The organism is Ornithinicoccus sp. (genome assembly GCF_057176825.1).
The window spans coordinates 2,839,327-2,854,513 of record NZ_CM169976.1; the positions used below are offsets into that span (position 1 = coordinate 2,839,327).

15 protein-coding genes are annotated in these 15,187 nt (G+C 72.0%); 8 read left to right on the forward strand and 7 right to left on the reverse strand.

All coding sequences use genetic code 11. The features are described from left to right. The first annotated feature begins 35 nt into the window (after nt 1–35). The 3 genes from uraD to pucL are packed head-to-tail and all read left to right on the forward strand — an operon-like array spanning nt 36 to nt 1,787. The gene (gene uraD / locus AC1QRC_RS14135) at nt 36–527 is read left to right on the forward strand and encodes a 2-oxo-4-hydroxy-4-carboxy-5-ureidoimidazoline decarboxylase (RefSeq protein WP_484203917.1); all 492 of its coding nucleotides are present in this window, start codon (nt 36–38) and stop codon (nt 525–527) included. Further along, nucleotides 524–850: a hydroxyisourate hydrolase gene (uraH, locus tag AC1QRC_RS14140; RefSeq protein WP_484203918.1), complete on the forward strand. Its 327-nt coding sequence runs from the start codon at nt 524–526 to the stop codon at nt 848–850. Before uraD ends, uraH begins: the two co-directional genes overlap by 4 nt. A gap of 55 nt (nt 851–905) precedes the next feature. Next, complete coding sequence (gene pucL / locus AC1QRC_RS14145; protein WP_484203919.1) at nt 906–1,787, forward strand: factor-independent urate hydroxylase; 882 nt, start codon at nt 906–908, stop codon at nt 1,785–1,787. Between the two features lie 105 nt (nt 1,788–1,892). On the opposite strand, the gene AC1QRC_RS14150 is transcribed toward pucL, so the two are convergent. The 4 genes from AC1QRC_RS14150 to AC1QRC_RS14165 form a co-directional block, all read right to left on the reverse strand. Further along, the gene (locus tag AC1QRC_RS14150; RefSeq protein WP_484203920.1) at nt 1,893–2,717 is read right to left on the reverse strand and encodes a bifunctional allantoicase/(S)-ureidoglycine aminohydrolase; all 825 of its coding nucleotides are present in this window, start codon (nt 2,715–2,717) and stop codon (nt 1,893–1,895) included. Next, a complete protein-coding gene (locus AC1QRC_RS14155; protein WP_484203921.1) occupies nt 2,714–4,036 on the reverse strand; it encodes a DUF6986 family protein in 1,323 nt (440 codons plus the stop codon). Before AC1QRC_RS14155 ends, AC1QRC_RS14150 begins: the two co-directional genes overlap by 4 nt. A 1-nt stretch (nt 4,037) precedes the next feature. After that, on the reverse strand, nt 4,038–5,483 hold the full coding sequence (locus AC1QRC_RS14160; protein ID WP_484203922.1) for an NAD-dependent malic enzyme: 1,446 nt from the start codon (nt 5,481–5,483) through the stop codon (nt 4,038–4,040). A gap of 64 nt (nt 5,484–5,547) precedes the next feature. Next, nucleotides 5,548–6,321: an IclR family transcriptional regulator gene (locus AC1QRC_RS14165; RefSeq protein ID WP_484203924.1), complete on the reverse strand. Its 774-nt coding sequence runs from the start codon at nt 6,319–6,321 to the stop codon at nt 5,548–5,550. 93 nt (nt 6,322–6,414) lie between these two features. Between AC1QRC_RS14165 and AC1QRC_RS14170 the strand changes: the two genes are divergently transcribed. From AC1QRC_RS14170 to allB, 5 genes are read left to right on the forward strand one after another with little or no spacing between them, the layout of a single operon-like run. Continuing rightward, complete coding sequence (locus AC1QRC_RS14170) at nt 6,415–7,218, forward strand: hydroxypyruvate isomerase family protein (protein ID WP_484203925.1); 804 nt, start codon at nt 6,415–6,417, stop codon at nt 7,216–7,218. Then, nucleotides 7,215–8,114 carry a 2-hydroxy-3-oxopropionate reductase gene (locus AC1QRC_RS14175; RefSeq protein ID WP_484203926.1) on the forward strand — a complete coding sequence of 300 codons (900 nt, stop codon included), beginning with the start codon at nt 7,215–7,217 and terminating at the stop codon, nt 8,112–8,114. Before AC1QRC_RS14170 ends, AC1QRC_RS14175 begins: the two co-directional genes overlap by 4 nt. Nucleotides 8,115–8,156: 42 nt before the next feature. Next, nucleotides 8,157–9,935 (forward strand): glyoxylate carboligase, encoded by a 1,779-nt coding sequence (gcl, locus tag AC1QRC_RS14180; protein WP_484203927.1) that lies wholly within the window; start codon nt 8,157–8,159, stop codon nt 9,933–9,935. Nucleotides 9,936–9,947: 12 nt separating this feature from the next. Continuing rightward, entirely contained in the window at nt 9,948–11,165 is a 1,218-nt protein-coding gene (locus AC1QRC_RS14185) for a glycerate kinase (protein ID WP_484203928.1), read from the forward strand. Continuing rightward, the gene (gene allB / locus AC1QRC_RS14190) at nt 11,162–12,637 is read left to right on the forward strand and encodes an allantoinase AllB (RefSeq protein ID WP_484203929.1); all 1,476 of its coding nucleotides are present in this window, start codon (nt 11,162–11,164) and stop codon (nt 12,635–12,637) included. Before AC1QRC_RS14185 ends, allB begins: the two co-directional genes overlap by 4 nt. Here the strand turns inward: allB and AC1QRC_RS14195 are convergent. The 3 genes from AC1QRC_RS14195 to AC1QRC_RS14205 form a co-directional block, all read right to left on the reverse strand. Beyond that, nucleotides 12,624–14,069 carry a protealysin inhibitor emfourin gene (locus tag AC1QRC_RS14195; protein WP_484203930.1) on the reverse strand — a complete coding sequence of 482 codons (1,446 nt, stop codon included), beginning with the start codon at nt 14,067–14,069 and terminating at the stop codon, nt 12,624–12,626. The two genes, allB and AC1QRC_RS14195, sit on opposite strands and share 14 nt — an antisense overlap. 83 nt (nt 14,070–14,152) lie before the next feature. After that, a complete protein-coding gene (locus AC1QRC_RS14200; RefSeq protein WP_484203931.1) occupies nt 14,153–14,713 on the reverse strand; it encodes an isochorismatase family protein in 561 nt (186 codons plus the stop codon). Beyond that, nucleotides 14,710–15,144, reverse strand: coding sequence for a PPOX class F420-dependent oxidoreductase (locus AC1QRC_RS14205; RefSeq protein ID WP_484203932.1), 435 nt, complete (start codon nt 15,142–15,144; stop codon nt 14,710–14,712). Before AC1QRC_RS14205 ends, AC1QRC_RS14200 begins: the two co-directional genes overlap by 4 nt. Nucleotides 15,145–15,187: the final 43 nt, after the last annotated feature.

Here is a 15,187-nt window from a genome sequence, read left to right on the forward strand (position 1 = left end):
CGAAATCGAGTTCTCGCATCGCGAAAGCAGAGACCATGTCGCTCCAGCAGTTCAACGACGCCCCACCCGAGGAGGCGACCTCGACCGTCCGGGCCTGCCTGGATATCCCCCGGTGGGTCGAGGAGGTCGTCTCCGCCCGACCCTATCGGGCTGTGGAGCAGGCCGTCGCGGTCGCCGAGGGCGCCGCGGACCCGTTCACCGCCGAGGAGGTGAGCCGGGCGCTGTCGCACCACCCGCGGATCGGTGAGCGCGCCGAGGGTGAGTCCCGGGAAGCCAGCTTGTCCCGCTCGGAGCAGGCCGGCCTCGGGATCGACGCGGACGCCAAGGCCCAGCTGCGGGAGGCCAATCGCGCCTACGAGGAGCGCTTCGACCAGGTCTTCCTGATCCGCGCCGCCGGGCGCACCACGCAGGAGATCCTGGCCGAGTGCCGGCGCCGCCTCTCCAACGACCCGGAGCAGGAAGCCGGCGAAGTCGCCGACCAGCTCCGACAGATCGCCGTCCTCCGACTCCAGGGAGCCCTCTCATGAGTTTCGTCACCGCCCACGTCCTCGACGCCACGGCCGGCACGCCCGCCCGCGGCATCAGCGTCACCCTCGCCGACGCGGACGACCAGGTGATCGCCGAGGCGGTCACCAACGACGACGGCCGGGTGCCCGAGCTCGGCCCCGAGTCCCTGGCGTCCGGCCACTACCGGATCACCTTCGGGACCGGCGACTACTTCGCCGCCAGGCAGAGCGCCACGTTCTACCCGTTCGTGCGGGTGGACTTCCTGGTGGACGAGCAGCAGGCGCACTACCACGTGCCGCTGCTGCTGAGCCCGTTCGCCTATTCGACCTACCGCGGCAGCTGAAGCCACCGCCCCTCCCCCGACCCGCCGCACCCGCGGCAGACAAAGGAGTCTGACAATGAGCACGGTCACCCTGACCAGCAACCAGTACGGCAAGGCCGAGAACCGGGTCGTCCGGATCACCCGGGACACCGCCCGCCACGAGATCGAGGACCTCAACGTCACCTCGCAGTTGCGGGGGGACTTCAGCGCCGCCCACTACGACGGCGACAACGCCCACGTCGTGGCCACGGACACCCAGAAGAACACCATCTTCTCCTTTGCCCGCGACGGCGTCGGGTCCCCCGAGGAGTTCCTGCACCGGCTCGCGGAGCACTTCACCTCCTCCTTCGACTGGGTGAGCGGGGGCCGCTGGGCGGCCGAGCAGTACGGGTGGTCCCGGATCGCCGACCACGACCACTCCTTCTACCGGTCGGCACCCGAGGTGCGCACGGCCGTGCTCGTCCGCGACGGGGACGACGACACGTTCATCAGCGGCTTCTACGGCCTGACCGTGCTGAAGTCGACGGCATCCGGCTTCGTCGGCTACCCCAAGGACCCCTACACCACGCTGCCGGAGACCGAGGACCGCATCCTGGCCACGGACATCGCCTGCCGCTGGCGGTACAACACGACCGACATCGACTACAACGCCTCCTACGAGGCCATCAAGGCGACGACCATGGAGGCCTTCGGCGCCGAGTACTCCAAGGCGCTGCAGCAGACCCTCTACCAGATGGCCCAGGCCGTGGTGGAGAACCACCCGGAGGTGGACGAGATCCGGTTCTCCTGCCCGAACAAGCACCACTTCCTGTCCGACCTGAGCCACACCAACCAGGACAACCCGAACGTCGTCTTCTTCGCAGCGGACCGGCCCTACGGGCTGATCGAGGCCACCTTCGCCCGGGAGGGCGCGGCCAGCAAGGACGAGGCCTGGGTGGGGATCGCCGGATACTGCTGAGGCGCCCACTGCGCATACCTCGAACGGCCGGGTCCCCTGTGGACCCGGCCGTTCGTTCGGATGTGCTCGGGTCACCCGATAGTCCTGCCGGGCCCGAAGGGCCCGTCAGCCGAAGAGGCGGCCCAGGGGTGCGTGCCGGTTGACGTCCTTGTAGAGCAGGTAGCGGAACGGCTCGGGGCCGCCGGCGTAGCAGGCCTGGGGGCAGAAGGCGCGCAGCCACATGAAGTCGCCCGCCTGCACCTCGACCCACTCCTGGTTCAGCAGGTAGACGCCCTTGCCCTGAAGCACGTAGAGCCCGTGCTCCATCACGTGCGTCTCCGGGAACGGGATCGAGCCGCCGGGCTGGAAGGTGACGATGTTGACGTGCATGTCGTGGCGCACGTCGGAGGGGTCGGCGAACCGGGTGGTGGCCCACCGACCGTCGGTATCCGGCATCACCGAGGGCTCGACCTCGGCGTCGGAGGTGACGAACGACTCCGGCGCGGCAAGCCCCTCCACGACCTGGTAGTTCTTGCGTACCCAGTGGAAGGTGGCCGGCCCGGCCCCGGTGGAGCGCACGGTCCAGGGCTCCCCGGGCGCGAGGTAGGCATAGCCGCCCTCGTCGAGCACGTGCGGGGTCTGGCCGATGGTGACGGTCAGCTGGCCGGCGACGACGAAGAGCACTGCCTCAGCGCGCGGGTCGTCCTCCGGGCGGTCACTGCCGCCACCGGGCTGGACCTCGACGACATACTGCGAGAACGTCTCGGCCATCCCGGTGAGGGGGCGGGCCAGCACCCACATCCGCATCCCCTCCCAGTGCGGCAGCAGGCTCGCGGTGATGTCGCTCAGGGTCCGCCGCGGGATCACGGCGTAGGCGTCGGTCACCACCGAGCGGTCGGTGGTCAGCTCGTGCTGGCCCGGCAGTCCACCGGTCGGAACGTAATAGGTCATGCGCGGGCCTCCTGGGCGAGTGCGGCGGTGTCGGATCGGGGGCGGGCAAGGGCCTGTATGCGGAGCGCGTCCAGCCCGGTGCGGCTCACCAACTCATCCTCCCCTATGGCCCCGCAGCTGTGGCCGCGGTGCAGGTAGCGGGCGAGGGCACGGAGGGTGGCCGGCTCGTCCATCACCTCCCCCTGCACCTGGGCCACGTAGCGGCCGATGCGGTCTCCCGCGGCCGGGAGCCCCTCGCGGTAGAAGGCGTAGGTGGCCACGTATCGGGTGATCAGGTGGCCGGGGTGCATGTCCCAGCCCTGGTAGATGCCCTGCCGCAGGGACCGGGTGACCAGCCGGTGGTGCAGCGCCCGTGCGTCCCGCCGCTGGGCGGCGTCGCCGGAGGGGACCACGTTGGTCGATCCGTCGCTGAGCTCGACCGCGGTCCCGGCGGCGACCAGTTGCATGACCGCCTTGGCCTGGTCCGCAACGGGGTGGTCCATCGCCTGGTGGGCCGCCGCCACCTGCATCGAGGCCGAGTAGTCGTAGGTCCCGTAGTGCAGCCCGCTGACCCGGTCGCCCCCGGCCCGGACGGCGGCGGCGAGCTCGTGCCGGCCGTCGCTCCCCAGGATCAGGGGCGGCGTCTCGACCTGGATCTCGAAGGTGAGCCGTCCCTGCGGCAGCCCGAGCGCCGCCTCGGCCTGTTCCAGGGCCATCACCAGCGCCTCGACCTGGGTGGCCGTGCTGACCTTGGGGAAGGTGAGGCGCAGTCCGTCCGGCAGACCGGGACCGTCCGCCGCGCCCAGCCCGGCGAGGAGCCGGCCGAGGGTGCGCAGGCCACGGGCCCGGGTGTCCTCCTCGAAGCACTTGAACCGCACCCCCCAGAAGGGGGTTGCGGTCCCGTCGGCCTGATCCGCGGCCCGTGCCGCAAGGGCCGCGTCGACCGCGGCGTCCTCGACGTCGTCCGGGGGGCTCCCGTAGCCGTCCTCGAAGTCGACCCGGAGGTCCTCGACGGGCTCGGTCGCCAGCTTCTCCTCGACCCGTGGCGCGACCTCGTCGGCCAGGGCCGGGGGCAGGCCGAGCTCCTCACAGATCCGCGCCAGCCCACCGTCGCGGGCCGCCAGCTCCCGGGCCTGCTCACCCCACGCGGCGGCGGTGCCGGCCGCGATGGCGTCCGCCGGGACATAGACGGTGTGCACGGGCTGGCGCCCGTCGCCGGGCCCGGGGTAGGCCGCCGCCAGCAGGGCGTCGGTCGGCGCCAGGTGCTCCTCGACCCGGCGCAGCAGCGCGTCGTCGAACAGGGCGGCGCCCCCCGCGGGGGTGCGGTCGGGGACTGTCATCTCAGTGCGTCACCTCCGGCAGCGGCTGGGCCGCCTCGGGTGCCTGCGGCAACTCCTGTCCGGTGGCCCGTGCCGCCTGCTGGACCGCTGCGGCGACGGACTTGGCGACCTCGGGGTTGAAGACACTGGGCACGATGAAGCTGGCGTTCAGCTCCTTCTCCTCCACACAGTCCGCGATGGCGGTCGCGGCGGCGACCAACAGCTCGGTGCTCACGTGGCTGGCGCCCGCGTCGAGGAGCCCGCGGAACAGACCCGGGAACGCGAGCACGTTGTTGATCTGGTTCGGGAAGTCCGAACGTCCGGTGGCCACGACGGTGGCGTGCTTCGCCGCCTCGACCGGGTGGATCTCGGGGTCGGGGTTGGCCAGGGCCATCACCACGGCACGCTCGTTCATCGTCGCGATGTCCTCGGCGGTCAGCAGGTCCGGGGCGCTCACACCGACAAAGACGTCGGCACCCGCCACGGCCTCGGCCAGGGTCCCGCTGAAGTCCTCCTCGTTGGTGTGCTCGGCGATCCAGGAGCGGTGCTCGTCCTCGTAGGTCTCGCCACGGTGCAGCGCACCCTTGCGGGCCACGCCGACGATGTGGCGGGCACCGTGGGCCAGCAGCAACTGGATGATCGCGTGACCGGCGGCCCCGACCCCCGAGACGACGATCCGCACGTCCTCGATCTCCTTGTCGACCACCCGCAGCGCGTTGATCAGCGCGGCCAGCACCACGATCGCGGTGCCGTGCTGGTCGTCGTGGAAGACCGGGATGTCCAGCTCCTCCCGCAGCCGCCGCTCGATCTCGAAGCAGCGCGGCGCCGCGATGTCCTCCAGGTTGATCCCGCCGTAGGTCGGCGCGATGGCCTTGACGATGCGGATGATCTCCTCGGTGTCCTTGGTGTCCAGACACACCGGCCAGGCATCGACCCCGGCGAACTGCTTGAACAGCACCGCCTTGCCCTCCATGACCGGCATCGCGGCGGCCGGGCCGATATCGCCCAGACCCAGGACCGAGGTGCCGTCGGTGACCACGGCAACGGTGTTGCGCTTGATGGTGAGGCGGCGCGCGTCCTCGGGGTTGGCCGCGATCGCCTTGCAGACCCGGGCGACCCCCGGGGTGTAGGCGCGGGACAGGTCGTCGCGGGTGCGCAGCGGTGACTGCGGCTCGACCGCGAGCTTGCCCCCGAGGTGCAGCAGGAAGGTCCGGTCGCTGGTGTGCTGCACGGTCACCCCGTCGAGGGCGCCGAGGGCCTGCGCGACACGGCCGGCATGGTCGTCGTCGACCGTGTTGCAGCTGACGTCGACGATCATCGCGTCGGGAGTCGACTCCACGATGTCCAGCGCGGTGACCGCCGCGCCGGCCTCGGTCGTGGCGACCGCCAGTTCGGAGGTGGACGTGATGCCCGGAGGGGCCGAGACCCGGAGGGTGATCGAGTGTCCGGGGTTGGGATGACCTGCCATGAAATGCCTCCTCGAATTTCGTATTGCGGAGTCTACAGTTCGCACAGCAGAATCGACAAGGGTGCTACGCCATCAGCGCGGCAATCCTGCGGGCCGCCTCGTGCAACCTCGGCACGGCGACCGCGGCGAAGTCGTCCCCGACCCGGGTGACCGGCCCGATGACCGAGACCGCCATCGGGGCGGGAGCCCCCTCGACCGCGACCGCGTAGCACCGCACCCCGGCCTCCTGCTCCTGCTCGTCCACGGCAAACCCGCGCTCCCGGATCACGGAGAGCTCCTCGCGCAAGACCTCGAAGTCGGTCATGGTCTGCGGCGTCGCGGCCGGCATCCCGGTGCGCCCGAGGATGGCCCGCACCTGCTCCTCGGGCAGCCCCGACGCCACGACCTTGCCGACACCACTGTTGTGCAACAGCGCCTGGCGTCCGACCTCGGTGAACATCCGCATCGCGTAGGGCGAGGGCGACTGGGCGATGTAGACCATGTGGTCTCCGTCCAGCATCGCCAGGTTGGCGGTCTCGGACAGGTCCTTGACCAGCTCCACCAGCTCGGGGCGGGCGACACCCCCGAGCTGCTTGGAGGCGTGGTCGCCCAGGCGGACCAACCGTGCCCCGAGTGCATACCAGCGGGAGGGCAGCTGGCGCACGTAGCCCAGCGCGAGCAGGGTCTGCAATTGGCGGTGGATGGTCGGGACCGGCAGCCCCGAACGCGCCGACAACTCGCTGGTCGAGATCTCCCCGCCCGCGTCGGCGATCGCTTCCAGCAGCGCGAATGCCCGTTCGACCGACTGGATCTTGCCGTTCCGCCGCTGCCGATCGCCCGGCTCTGCCTGCTCACTCATGCGACGCAGTCTACGAAGACCTCTTGACACCCCGGCGCCGGTTCCCCTAGTTTCCATATTGCAAGATCACTTTTTCGCATCGTGGAGGTTGAGATGGTTCGGTACACCGTGAACGCGTCGATCCTGCTGACCGACCGGCCGCTGCTGGAGCGCCCGGCAGCGGTCGCGGAGGCAGGGTTCGGGGCCGTCGAGTTCTGGTGGCCCTGGGCCACGGCCGTCCCCGGCGACGCCGAGGTGGAGGCCTTCGTCAGCGCCGTGCAGGACGCCGGCGTGCAACTGACCGGGCTGAACTTCTTCGCCGGCGACATGCCGGGCGGGGAGCGCGGACTGGTGTCCCAGCCGGCGCGCGCCAGCGAGTTCCGCGACAACATCGACGTCGTCGTCGAGATCGGGCGCCGCCTCGGCTGCCGCGCCTTCAACGCCCTCTACGGGCTGCGCTCCGCCGACGCGGACGTGGCGGCCTCGGAGGAGGCCGCGCTGGAGAACCTGCTGGCGGCCACCGAGGCTGTGGCCGCCATCGACGGGACCGTGCTGATCGAGCCGGTCAGCGGCGCCGCCGGCTACCCGCTGCTCACCGCCCGCGACGCCCTCGACGTGGTCGACCGGGTCCGCGCCGGAGGCGGCGGCAACATCGCCCTCCTGGCCGACTTCTTCCACCTGGCCACCAACGGCGACGACGTCGCCTCCGTGGTCGACCAACACGCCGCCGACTTCGGCCACATCCAGATCGCCGACGCCCCGGGGCGCGGCGAGCCCGGCACCGGCGAGCTGCCGTTGTCGGACTGGATCGAGCGCAGCTATGCCCTCGGCTTCGACGGCTGGGTCGGGTTGGAGTACAAGACCGACGCAGCCGACCCCTTCGCCTGGCTCCCCACCTCCGAAAGGACCTCCTCATGAGCACCCACGACACCACCGTCGCCGTCATCGGACTCGGCATCATGGGCGGCCCGATGGCCGCCAACCTGGTGCAGGCCGGCTACGACACGGTCGGCTACAACCGCACCCCCGAGAAGGTCAGCGCCCTCGAGGCGGCCGGCGGCCGCGGCGCCACCTCGGTGGCCGAGGCGGTCGCCGAGGCCGACGTCATCATCACGATGGTCCCGGACTCCCCCGACGTCGAGGACGTCGCGCTGGGTGAGGACGGCATCGTCGCCTCCGCCAAGAAGGGGGCCATCTGGATCGACGCCTCGACCATCCGCCCGGACGTCGCCGTGCGCGTCGCCGAGGCGGCGACCGAGGCGGGTCTGCGCCCGCTGGACGCCCCGGTCTCCGGCGGTGAGAAGGGCGCCATCGAGGCGGCCCTGTCGATCATGGTCGGCGGCGAGGCCGCGACCTTCGAGGCTGCCCGGCCGGTCCTCGAGGCCGTCGGCAAGACCATCGTCCACGTCGGTCCCGCCGGGTCCGGCCAGACGGTCAAGGCCGCCAACCAGCTCATCGTCGCCGGCACCATCGAGCTGGTCGCCGAGGCCCTGGTCTTCCTGGAGGCCTACGGCGTGGACACCGAGGCCGCCATCACGGTGCTGGCCGGTGGCCTTGCCGGCAACCGGATCCTGGACAACAAGGCCGCCGCCATGGCGCAGCGCTCCTTCCAGCCCGGCTTCCGGGTCGACCTGCACCACAAGGACATGGGCATCGTCACCGCCGCGGCCCGCGAGGCCGGCGTCGCGATCCCCCTCGGTGCCGTCACCGCCCAGCTCATGGGGTCGCTGCGCCAGCTCGGCCACGGCGACCTCGACCACTCGGCCCTGCTGCTCCTCGTCGAGCAGCTCTCCGGCCGCACCCAGCAGGACTGAGCGCCCGCCCGGGGAGCTCACCCACGACCAAAGGACGAACCGATGACCACCATGCGCGCCGTCGATGCCGCCATGCTGATCCTGGAGAAGGAGGGCGCCACCCAGACCTTCGGGGTCCCGGGCGCGGCGATCAACCCGTTCTACTCCGCGATGCGGGCCCACGGCGGGATCCGCCACGTCCTGGCCCGACACGTCGAGGCCGCCTCCCACATGGCCGAGGGGTACACCCGCGCCGCCGCCGGCAACATCGGCGTCTGCGTCGGGACCTCCGGCCCGGCCGGCACCGACATGATCACCGGCCTGTACTCCGCCAGCGCGGACTCCATCCCGATCCTGGCCGTCACCGGCCAGGCCCCGGTGGCCAAGCTGGACAAGGAGGACTTCCAGGCCGTCGACATCGCCTCGATCGCGGCGCCCGTCACGAAGTGGGCCGTCACCGTGATGGAGGCCGGGCAGGTGCCGGGCACCTTCCAGCGGGCCTTCTGGCTGATGCGGGAGGGACGACCGGGGCCGGTCCTGATCGACCTGCCGATCGATGTCCAGCAGGCGCAGATCGAGTTCGACATCGACACCTACGAGCCCCTGCCGGTCGCCCGGCCCGAGGCGACGCCCGGCCAGGCCGCCAAGGTGCTGGACCTCCTGGCCCGGGCCGAACGCCCCGTGATCGTCGCCGGCGGCGGCATCATCAACGCCGACGCCGCGGACCTGCTCGTGGAACTGGCCGAGACCCTCCAGGTGCCGGTGATCCCCACGCTGATGGGCTGGGGCGCCATCCCCGACGACCACCCCCTGCACGCCGGCATGGTGGGCCTGCAGACCTCGCACCGGTACGGCAACGCCACCTTCCTGGAGTCCGACCTGGTGATCGGCATCGGCAACCGCTGGGCCAACCGGCACACCGGCGCCCTCGACGTCTACACGGCGGGCCGCACCTTCGTGCACATCGACATCGACCCGACCCAGATCGGCCGCGTGCTGGCCCCCGACTACAGCATCGTCTCCGACGCCGGGGCCGCCCTCCGGGCGCTGCTCGCCGGTGCCCGGGAGCGGCAGGAGGCCCGCAGCCTCCCCGACTTCGGCGTCTGGGTCAAGGACTGCGCGCAGCGCAAGGCCACGCTGCAGCGGCGCACCCACTTCGACGACATCCCGATCAAGCCGCAGCGGGTCTACCAGGAGATGAACCGGGCCTTCGGTCGCGAGACGGTCTATGTCTCCACCATCGGGCTGTCCCAGATCGCCGGGGCCCAGCTGCTGCACGTGTTCGGTCCCCGCCGCTGGATCAACTGCGGGCAGGCCGGCCCGTTGGGCTGGACCATGCCGGCCGCCCTCGGGGTCGCCACCGCCCGTCCCGACGCGGACGTCGTCGCGCTGTCCGGGGACTACGACTTCCAGTTCCTGGTCGAGGAGTTGGCGGTGGGGGCGCAGTTCAAGATCCCCTACGTCCACGTCCTGGTCAACAACTCCTACCTCGGCCTGATCCGTCAGGCCCAGCGGGCGTTCGAGATGGACTACCACGTCTCGTTGGCGTTCGAGAACGCCAACGCCCCGGACAACGGCGGCTACGGCGTCGACCACGTCCGCGTGATCGAGGGCCTCGGCTGCCGCGCCATCAGGGTCACCGACCCGGCGGAACTGGGCGACGCGCTGGCCCGTGCGCAGGAGCTGGCCAGGCAGGAGAGCGTGCCGGTTGTCGTCGAGGTCATCCTGGAGCGGGTCACCAACATCTCGATGGGGGCCGCCGGGCTGGACTCGGTCAACGAGTTCGAGGCGCTGGCCGCGACCGGGACCGACGCCCCGACGGCGATCTCGATCATGGACTGACAGACTGCCGCCATGCGTGTGGTGCTCGCTCCGGACAAGTTCAAGGGCTCCCTGACCGCGGCCGAGGTGTCCGCGGCACTCGCCGAGGGGCTGCGCCGGGAGGTGCCCGACGTCGAGGTGGTCACCGTGTCGGTCGCCGACGGCGGCGACGGCACGGTGGCCGCCGTGCTGGACCAGGGCTGGGCCCCGGTCACGACGCAGGTGCCCGGCCCCTGGGGCGACCCCGTGCCGGCCACCTGGGCCCGGGAGCCCGACGGCCCCGGTGCCGTCATCGAGCTCGCGGCCGCCTCGGGGATCGCGTTGCCTGCCGCACAGGTCCCGTCGCGCCCCGAGGACGGACCGACGAGGGCGCTGAGCGCCTCCACGGCCGGGACGGGCGCCCTGGTCGCCGCTGCCCTCGACCAGGGATGCACCACGATCGTCATCGGCGTCGGCGGCAGCGCCACCAACGACGGGGGCTCCGGCATGCTGACCGCGCTGGGCGCCCGGCTCCTGGACGGCGCGGGCGACCCCGTGCCACCCGGCGCCGGCGGCCTGGAACACCTCGCCGAGGTCGACCTGTCCGGGATGGACTCCCGGCTGGCCGGGGCGGAGCTGCTGCTGGCCAACGACGTGGACAACCCCCTGCTCGGGACGGACGGCGCCGCCGCGGTGTTCGGCCCGCAGAAGGGCGCCGACGAGCCGACCGTCGCACGCATCGACGCGGCCCTGGCCCGGTGGGCCGACCTGCTCGACGCCGCGCTGCCGACCCTGCCCGGCACGGGCTCCGGTATGCCGGGTCAGGCCACCGCGCGCGGGTCCGGCGCCGCGGGTGGGGCCGGTTTTGCGGCGATGGCCGTCGGTGCCCGTCAGGTGTCGGGCGTGGACCACGTGCTGGACCTGGTCGGTCTGGACGCCGCGCTGGAGGACGCCGACCTGGTCGTCACCGGCGAGGGGCTGCTGGACCGGCAGACATTGTCCGGCAAGGCCCCGGTGGGCGTGCTCGCCCGAGCCCGGCGGCACGGCATACCGGTCGTGGCGGTCTGCGGCCACCGCACCCTGGACGACGAGGAGGTGCGGGAGGCCGGGTTCACGGCCACCTATGCCCTCACCGACCTGGAGCCCGACGTCGAGGCGTGCATCGCCGACCCCGTCCCGCTGCTGCGCCGCCTGGGCGCCGGGCTGCGCCAGCACCTCCGGACCCCCGATACCCCCACGGCAGCTACCCCCACGGCAGAGGAGTCCCCATGACCTCGCACGCGGCAACCCCGCGCCTGGAGCCGGTGAACCGGCCCGAGTCCTTCCGGGAGGAGCTCGAGGGGCTGCGTGCCGCCCACGAGACCGACCCGACCGACTCCGGCGCCTCCCCCGCCTCCTCCGACGCCTCGGCCCGGACCACCGACCTCGACCTGGTGGTGCGCGGGGGCAGGGTGCTGGTCGACGGCGTCTTCGGCCCCCACGAGGTCGGTGTCCGTGACGGCCGGATCGTGACGATCGAGGCGCTGGGGGCCGGCCTCACCGCGGAACGGGTCGTCGAGCTCGCGCCCGACGAGGTGCTGCTCCCCGGTCTGGTCGACACCCACGTGCACGTCAACGAGCCGGGACGCACCGAGTGGGAGGGATTCGCCACCGCCACCCGCGCGGCCGCAGCCGGTGGGGTGACCACGATCCTGGACATGCCGCTGAACTCGATCCCCTCGACGGTGACCCCCGAGGCGCTGGAGCTGAAGCGACTGATCGCCGCACCGCAGGCCCACGTCGACGTCGGCTTCTGGGGCGGCGCCGTCCCCGGGAACCTGGACCTGCTCCGTCCGCTACAGGAGGCCGGCGCCTTCGGTTTCAAGTGCTTCCTGCTGCACTCCGGCGTCGATGAGTTCCCGCCCCTGGGTGCCGACGAGCTCGAGGACTACCTGCGCGAGGTGGCCACCCTGGACGGGCTGATGATCGTGCACGCGGAGGACTCCCACGCCATCGACCGGGCGCCGCAGTGTGACGGCGACGTCTATGAGCGCTTCCTGGCCTCCCGACCCCGGGGTGCCGAGAACCTGGCCATCGCGTTCGTGATCGAGCACGCCCGGTGGACCGGCGCCCGGGCCCACGTGCTGCACCTGTCCTCCTCCGACGCGCTGCCGATGATCACCAGCGCGAAGGCCGACGGCGTCGACCTGTCGGTGGAGACCTGCCCGCACTACCTCACCCTGACCGCGGAGGAGGTGCCCGCGGGAGCCACCGCCTACAAGTGCTGCCCGCCGATCCGGGAGGATGCCAACCGCGACCTGCTCTGGCAGGGGCTGGTCGAGGGCACGATCGACTACATCGCCTCCGACCACTCCCCCTCGACCCCGCAGATGAAGGGCGTGGACCACGGCGACTTCGGCCGCGCCTGGGGCGGCATCGCCTCCGTGCAGTTGCAGCTACCCGTCGTGTGGACGGAGGCGCGGCGCCGCGGCATCTCCCTGGAGCAGGTGGTCGGCTGGATGGCGACCAAACCCGCGGCCCGGGTGGGACTGTCCCGCAAGGGTGCCATTGAGGTGGGCCGGGACGGGGACCTCGCGGTCCTGGCCCCGGAGGAGACGTTCGTGGTCGACGCCGCGGGCCTGCACCACCGGCACGCCGTCAGTCCCTACCACGGGCGCGAGCTCATCGGCGTCGTCCGGCGGACGTTCCTGCGGGGGATCCCCGTCGGGGACCAGCCGCACGGTCGTCTGCTCACCCCGGGCTGAGCAGCGTCCGCTCGAAGAGTCCCTGCACCCGGTCCGGCAGCGCCGGCTCGGGCACAGTGACGTCCACTGCGACGTCCTCGCAGCACACCCGGTAGCTGAACCCGTCGGCCCCGCCTGACTGCGTCGCCAGGTCCTGCAGCGTGCGGCCCGTGAGGAGCTCGCGCCAGTCCTCCGCGTCCTGGGCCGGGAGCTGACCGAACTGCAGGACGCGCTCACGCACGGTGCCCGCCAAGCCGCCCGTCCGGCGCAGCAACAACTCGGCCTCCTGGCGCGGCGCCTCCGGCTGAGGTGTGGCGTCCCCGCCGGCCGCGCTCTCGGCGGGAGCCGCATCGTCCCGAGGCTGGTCCGCGGCACCGTCAGCCTCGAGCACCCCGACGGTCATCCACCCGTGCCGCACCGCCCCGGCCTCGGGCGAGCCCGCCCCGTAGCGGGCGACGGCCGCGTCCACCGTGAGCGCGGCGAAGGTCACGAAGTCGCAGTCCGCGCTGATGTCGCCGGTGAGCACGTCGTACCAGATCTGTCCCGGCGCCTCCCAGGCGTAGCCGCCCAGGGTCACCGCCGCCTCGCAGAAGGCACGGTTGGGGATGCCCGAGTTGATGTGCACCCCGCCGTTGTCGTCGGTGGTGCTGACGTAGTCGTCCATGTGTCCCGGCTGGGGATCCCGCCCCAGGAGCGGGTCGTCGTAGGCGGTGCCGGGCGCGCGCATCGAGCGCAGCGCCTCCCCCTGCACTGTCTCGGTGAACAGGTCCGCCCCGATGAGCCAGTCGGCCTGGTCGGCGGTCTGCCCGAGGGCGCGTTGGCGGACCAGCACCCCGAACACGTCGGAGATGCTCTCGTTCAGCGCGCCCGACTGGTCCCGGTAGAGCAGGCCGGCGGTGTGCTCGGTCACCCCGTGGGTGAGCTCGTGCCCGATGACGTCCAGGCTGAGGGTGAACCGGCGGAAGATCTGCCCGTCACCATCACCGAACACCATCTGGCGGCCGTCCCAGAAGGCGTTGTCGTAGTCGCGGTCGTAGTGCACGGTGGCCAGCAGCGGCATCCCACGCCCGTCGAGTGAGTCCCTGTCGAAGCTCTCGAGGAACAACTCCCAGGTCAGCCCCAGCCCGTCGTAGGCCTCGTCCGCGGCCGGGTCGCCGGTCGCAGGCTCCCCCTCGCGGCGCACCGGGTCCCCCGGCAGTGTCCGGGCGCCCCGGGCGTCAGAGACCACACGGTCGGGGGACGCGGCCACAGCGCGCGGCGTTTCGTCGCCGGCCACCGTCTCGCGACGGGCCCGTGCGGTGCGCAGGGCCTCGTCCTGCAGCAGGGTGCGGCGGGCGCACGCCGCCACGGCAGGGTCGGCCGCCGAGGCCAGACGCTCCAGCAGGTACGGCGGCACGAACCCGGCGCAACCCTCGTGCAGCCCCAGGATCGGCTGGGCTGACTGCTCGGACATGTCGGTACCCTTCCCTGTCGTGCCTCCAGTCTCCCCCCGGCCACCGACACTCGCACTCCGGACCGGGCACGCCGACTGCTCCGTCAGCCGAGCAGGTCCCCCGTCGAGACCACCGTCGCGAACTCTCCGTGCAGGTTGGCCGCGGTGACCCTCATCAGCTCCCCGGCCGGGATCACCTGCCCGTCCGGACCGGTCAGGTCGAAGGTCCGGGTGGCGTCCAGGGCCACCACGACGCGATAGCCCAGGTTGCCACCCACCCGCGCGGTCGTCTCGACGCACTTGTTGGTCTGGATGCCGCACAGCACGATCTGGCCGATCTGTCGCTCCTGCAACCAGGCGTGCAGGTCGGGGTCGCCGTGGAAGGAGGAGTTGACGTCCTTGGTCACCAGGAGCGCCGCTCGCGCGGCCGCGACGGCCGGCACCAGGGCGTTGCCGGCACTGTCCGGGTGCAGCGGCGAGTCCCGGTGCACGCTGTCGTGGCGCACCACGACCACCGGCCTGTCCGTCTGCCGCCAGGCGGTGACGAGGCGGGCGACGTTGTCCTCGCAACCCGGGTGATTGGTCGTGGTCCCCCACGACGAGTCCTCGAACCCGCGCTGCATGTCGACGACGACGGGGGCCGCGTCGGCATCCAGCGTGGTCACCGCCCCACCGCCCCGTAAGTCCGCTGGACGTGCAGCCGCAGCAGGAGCCGGCGCTCGGCGACCTGCGCCGCGCGGTACTCCTCCCAGTCGGGGTGCTCCCCGCTGAGGGTCCGGTAGTAGTCGACCAGCTCCTCCACCACCGCGTCCTGAGGGTCCTGCGCGACCTCGGTGAGCTCGGCGCGGCCCTCGGCCACGGCATACCCCCAGAAGTCGTCGGAACTCACGTGCAGCGCGACCCACGGCTCCCGGCGCGCGTTGCGGGTCTTGGCCCGGTCGTCGGTGACCGAGACCCGCGCGATGTCCGTGGCCGGGTCGTAGTGGTAGAGCACGTTGGAGAGCTGGGGACGGCCGTTGCGGCGCACGGTCGTCAGCACCGCCTTGCTGTGGGAGGCCAGGAAGTCACGGTGTGCGGTCCGGATGTCGTCGCTCATAGGGGGGCAACACCCCGGAGGCCGGATCCGTTCCGCAGGGCTC

Coding starts and splice junctions, on each gene's coding strand:
- uraD (WP_484203917.1), top strand. CDS start 36: ATGTCGCTCCAGCAGTTCAACGACGCCCCACCCGAGGAGGCGACCTCG.
- uraH (WP_484203918.1), top strand. CDS start 524: ATGAGTTTCGTCACCGCCCACGTCCTCGACGCCACGGCCGGCACGCCC.
- pucL (WP_484203919.1), top strand. CDS start 906: ATGAGCACGGTCACCCTGACCAGCAACCAGTACGGCAAGGCCGAGAAC.
- AC1QRC_RS14150 (WP_484203920.1), bottom strand. CDS start 2,717: ATGACCTATTACGTTCCGACCGGTGGACTGCCGGGCCAGCACGAGCTG.
- AC1QRC_RS14155 (WP_484203921.1), bottom strand. CDS start 4,036: ATGACAGTCCCCGACCGCACCCCCGCGGGGGGCGCCGCCCTGTTCGAC.
- AC1QRC_RS14160 (WP_484203922.1), bottom strand. CDS start 5,483: ATGGCAGGTCATCCCAACCCCGGACACTCGATCACCCTCCGGGTCTCG.
- AC1QRC_RS14165 (WP_484203924.1), bottom strand. CDS start 6,321: ATGAGTGAGCAGGCAGAGCCGGGCGATCGGCAGCGGCGGAACGGCAAG.
- AC1QRC_RS14170 (WP_484203925.1), top strand. CDS start 6,415: ATGGTTCGGTACACCGTGAACGCGTCGATCCTGCTGACCGACCGGCCG.
- AC1QRC_RS14175 (WP_484203926.1), top strand. CDS start 7,215: ATGAGCACCCACGACACCACCGTCGCCGTCATCGGACTCGGCATCATG.
- gcl (WP_484203927.1), top strand. CDS start 8,157: ATGACCACCATGCGCGCCGTCGATGCCGCCATGCTGATCCTGGAGAAG.
- AC1QRC_RS14185 (WP_484203928.1), top strand. CDS start 9,948: ATGCGTGTGGTGCTCGCTCCGGACAAGTTCAAGGGCTCCCTGACCGCG.
- allB (WP_484203929.1), top strand. CDS start 11,162: ATGACCTCGCACGCGGCAACCCCGCGCCTGGAGCCGGTGAACCGGCCC.
- AC1QRC_RS14195 (WP_484203930.1), bottom strand. CDS start 14,069: ATGTCCGAGCAGTCAGCCCAGCCGATCCTGGGGCTGCACGAGGGTTGC.
- AC1QRC_RS14205 (WP_484203932.1), bottom strand. CDS start 15,144: ATGAGCGACGACATCCGGACCGCACACCGTGACTTCCTGGCCTCCCAC.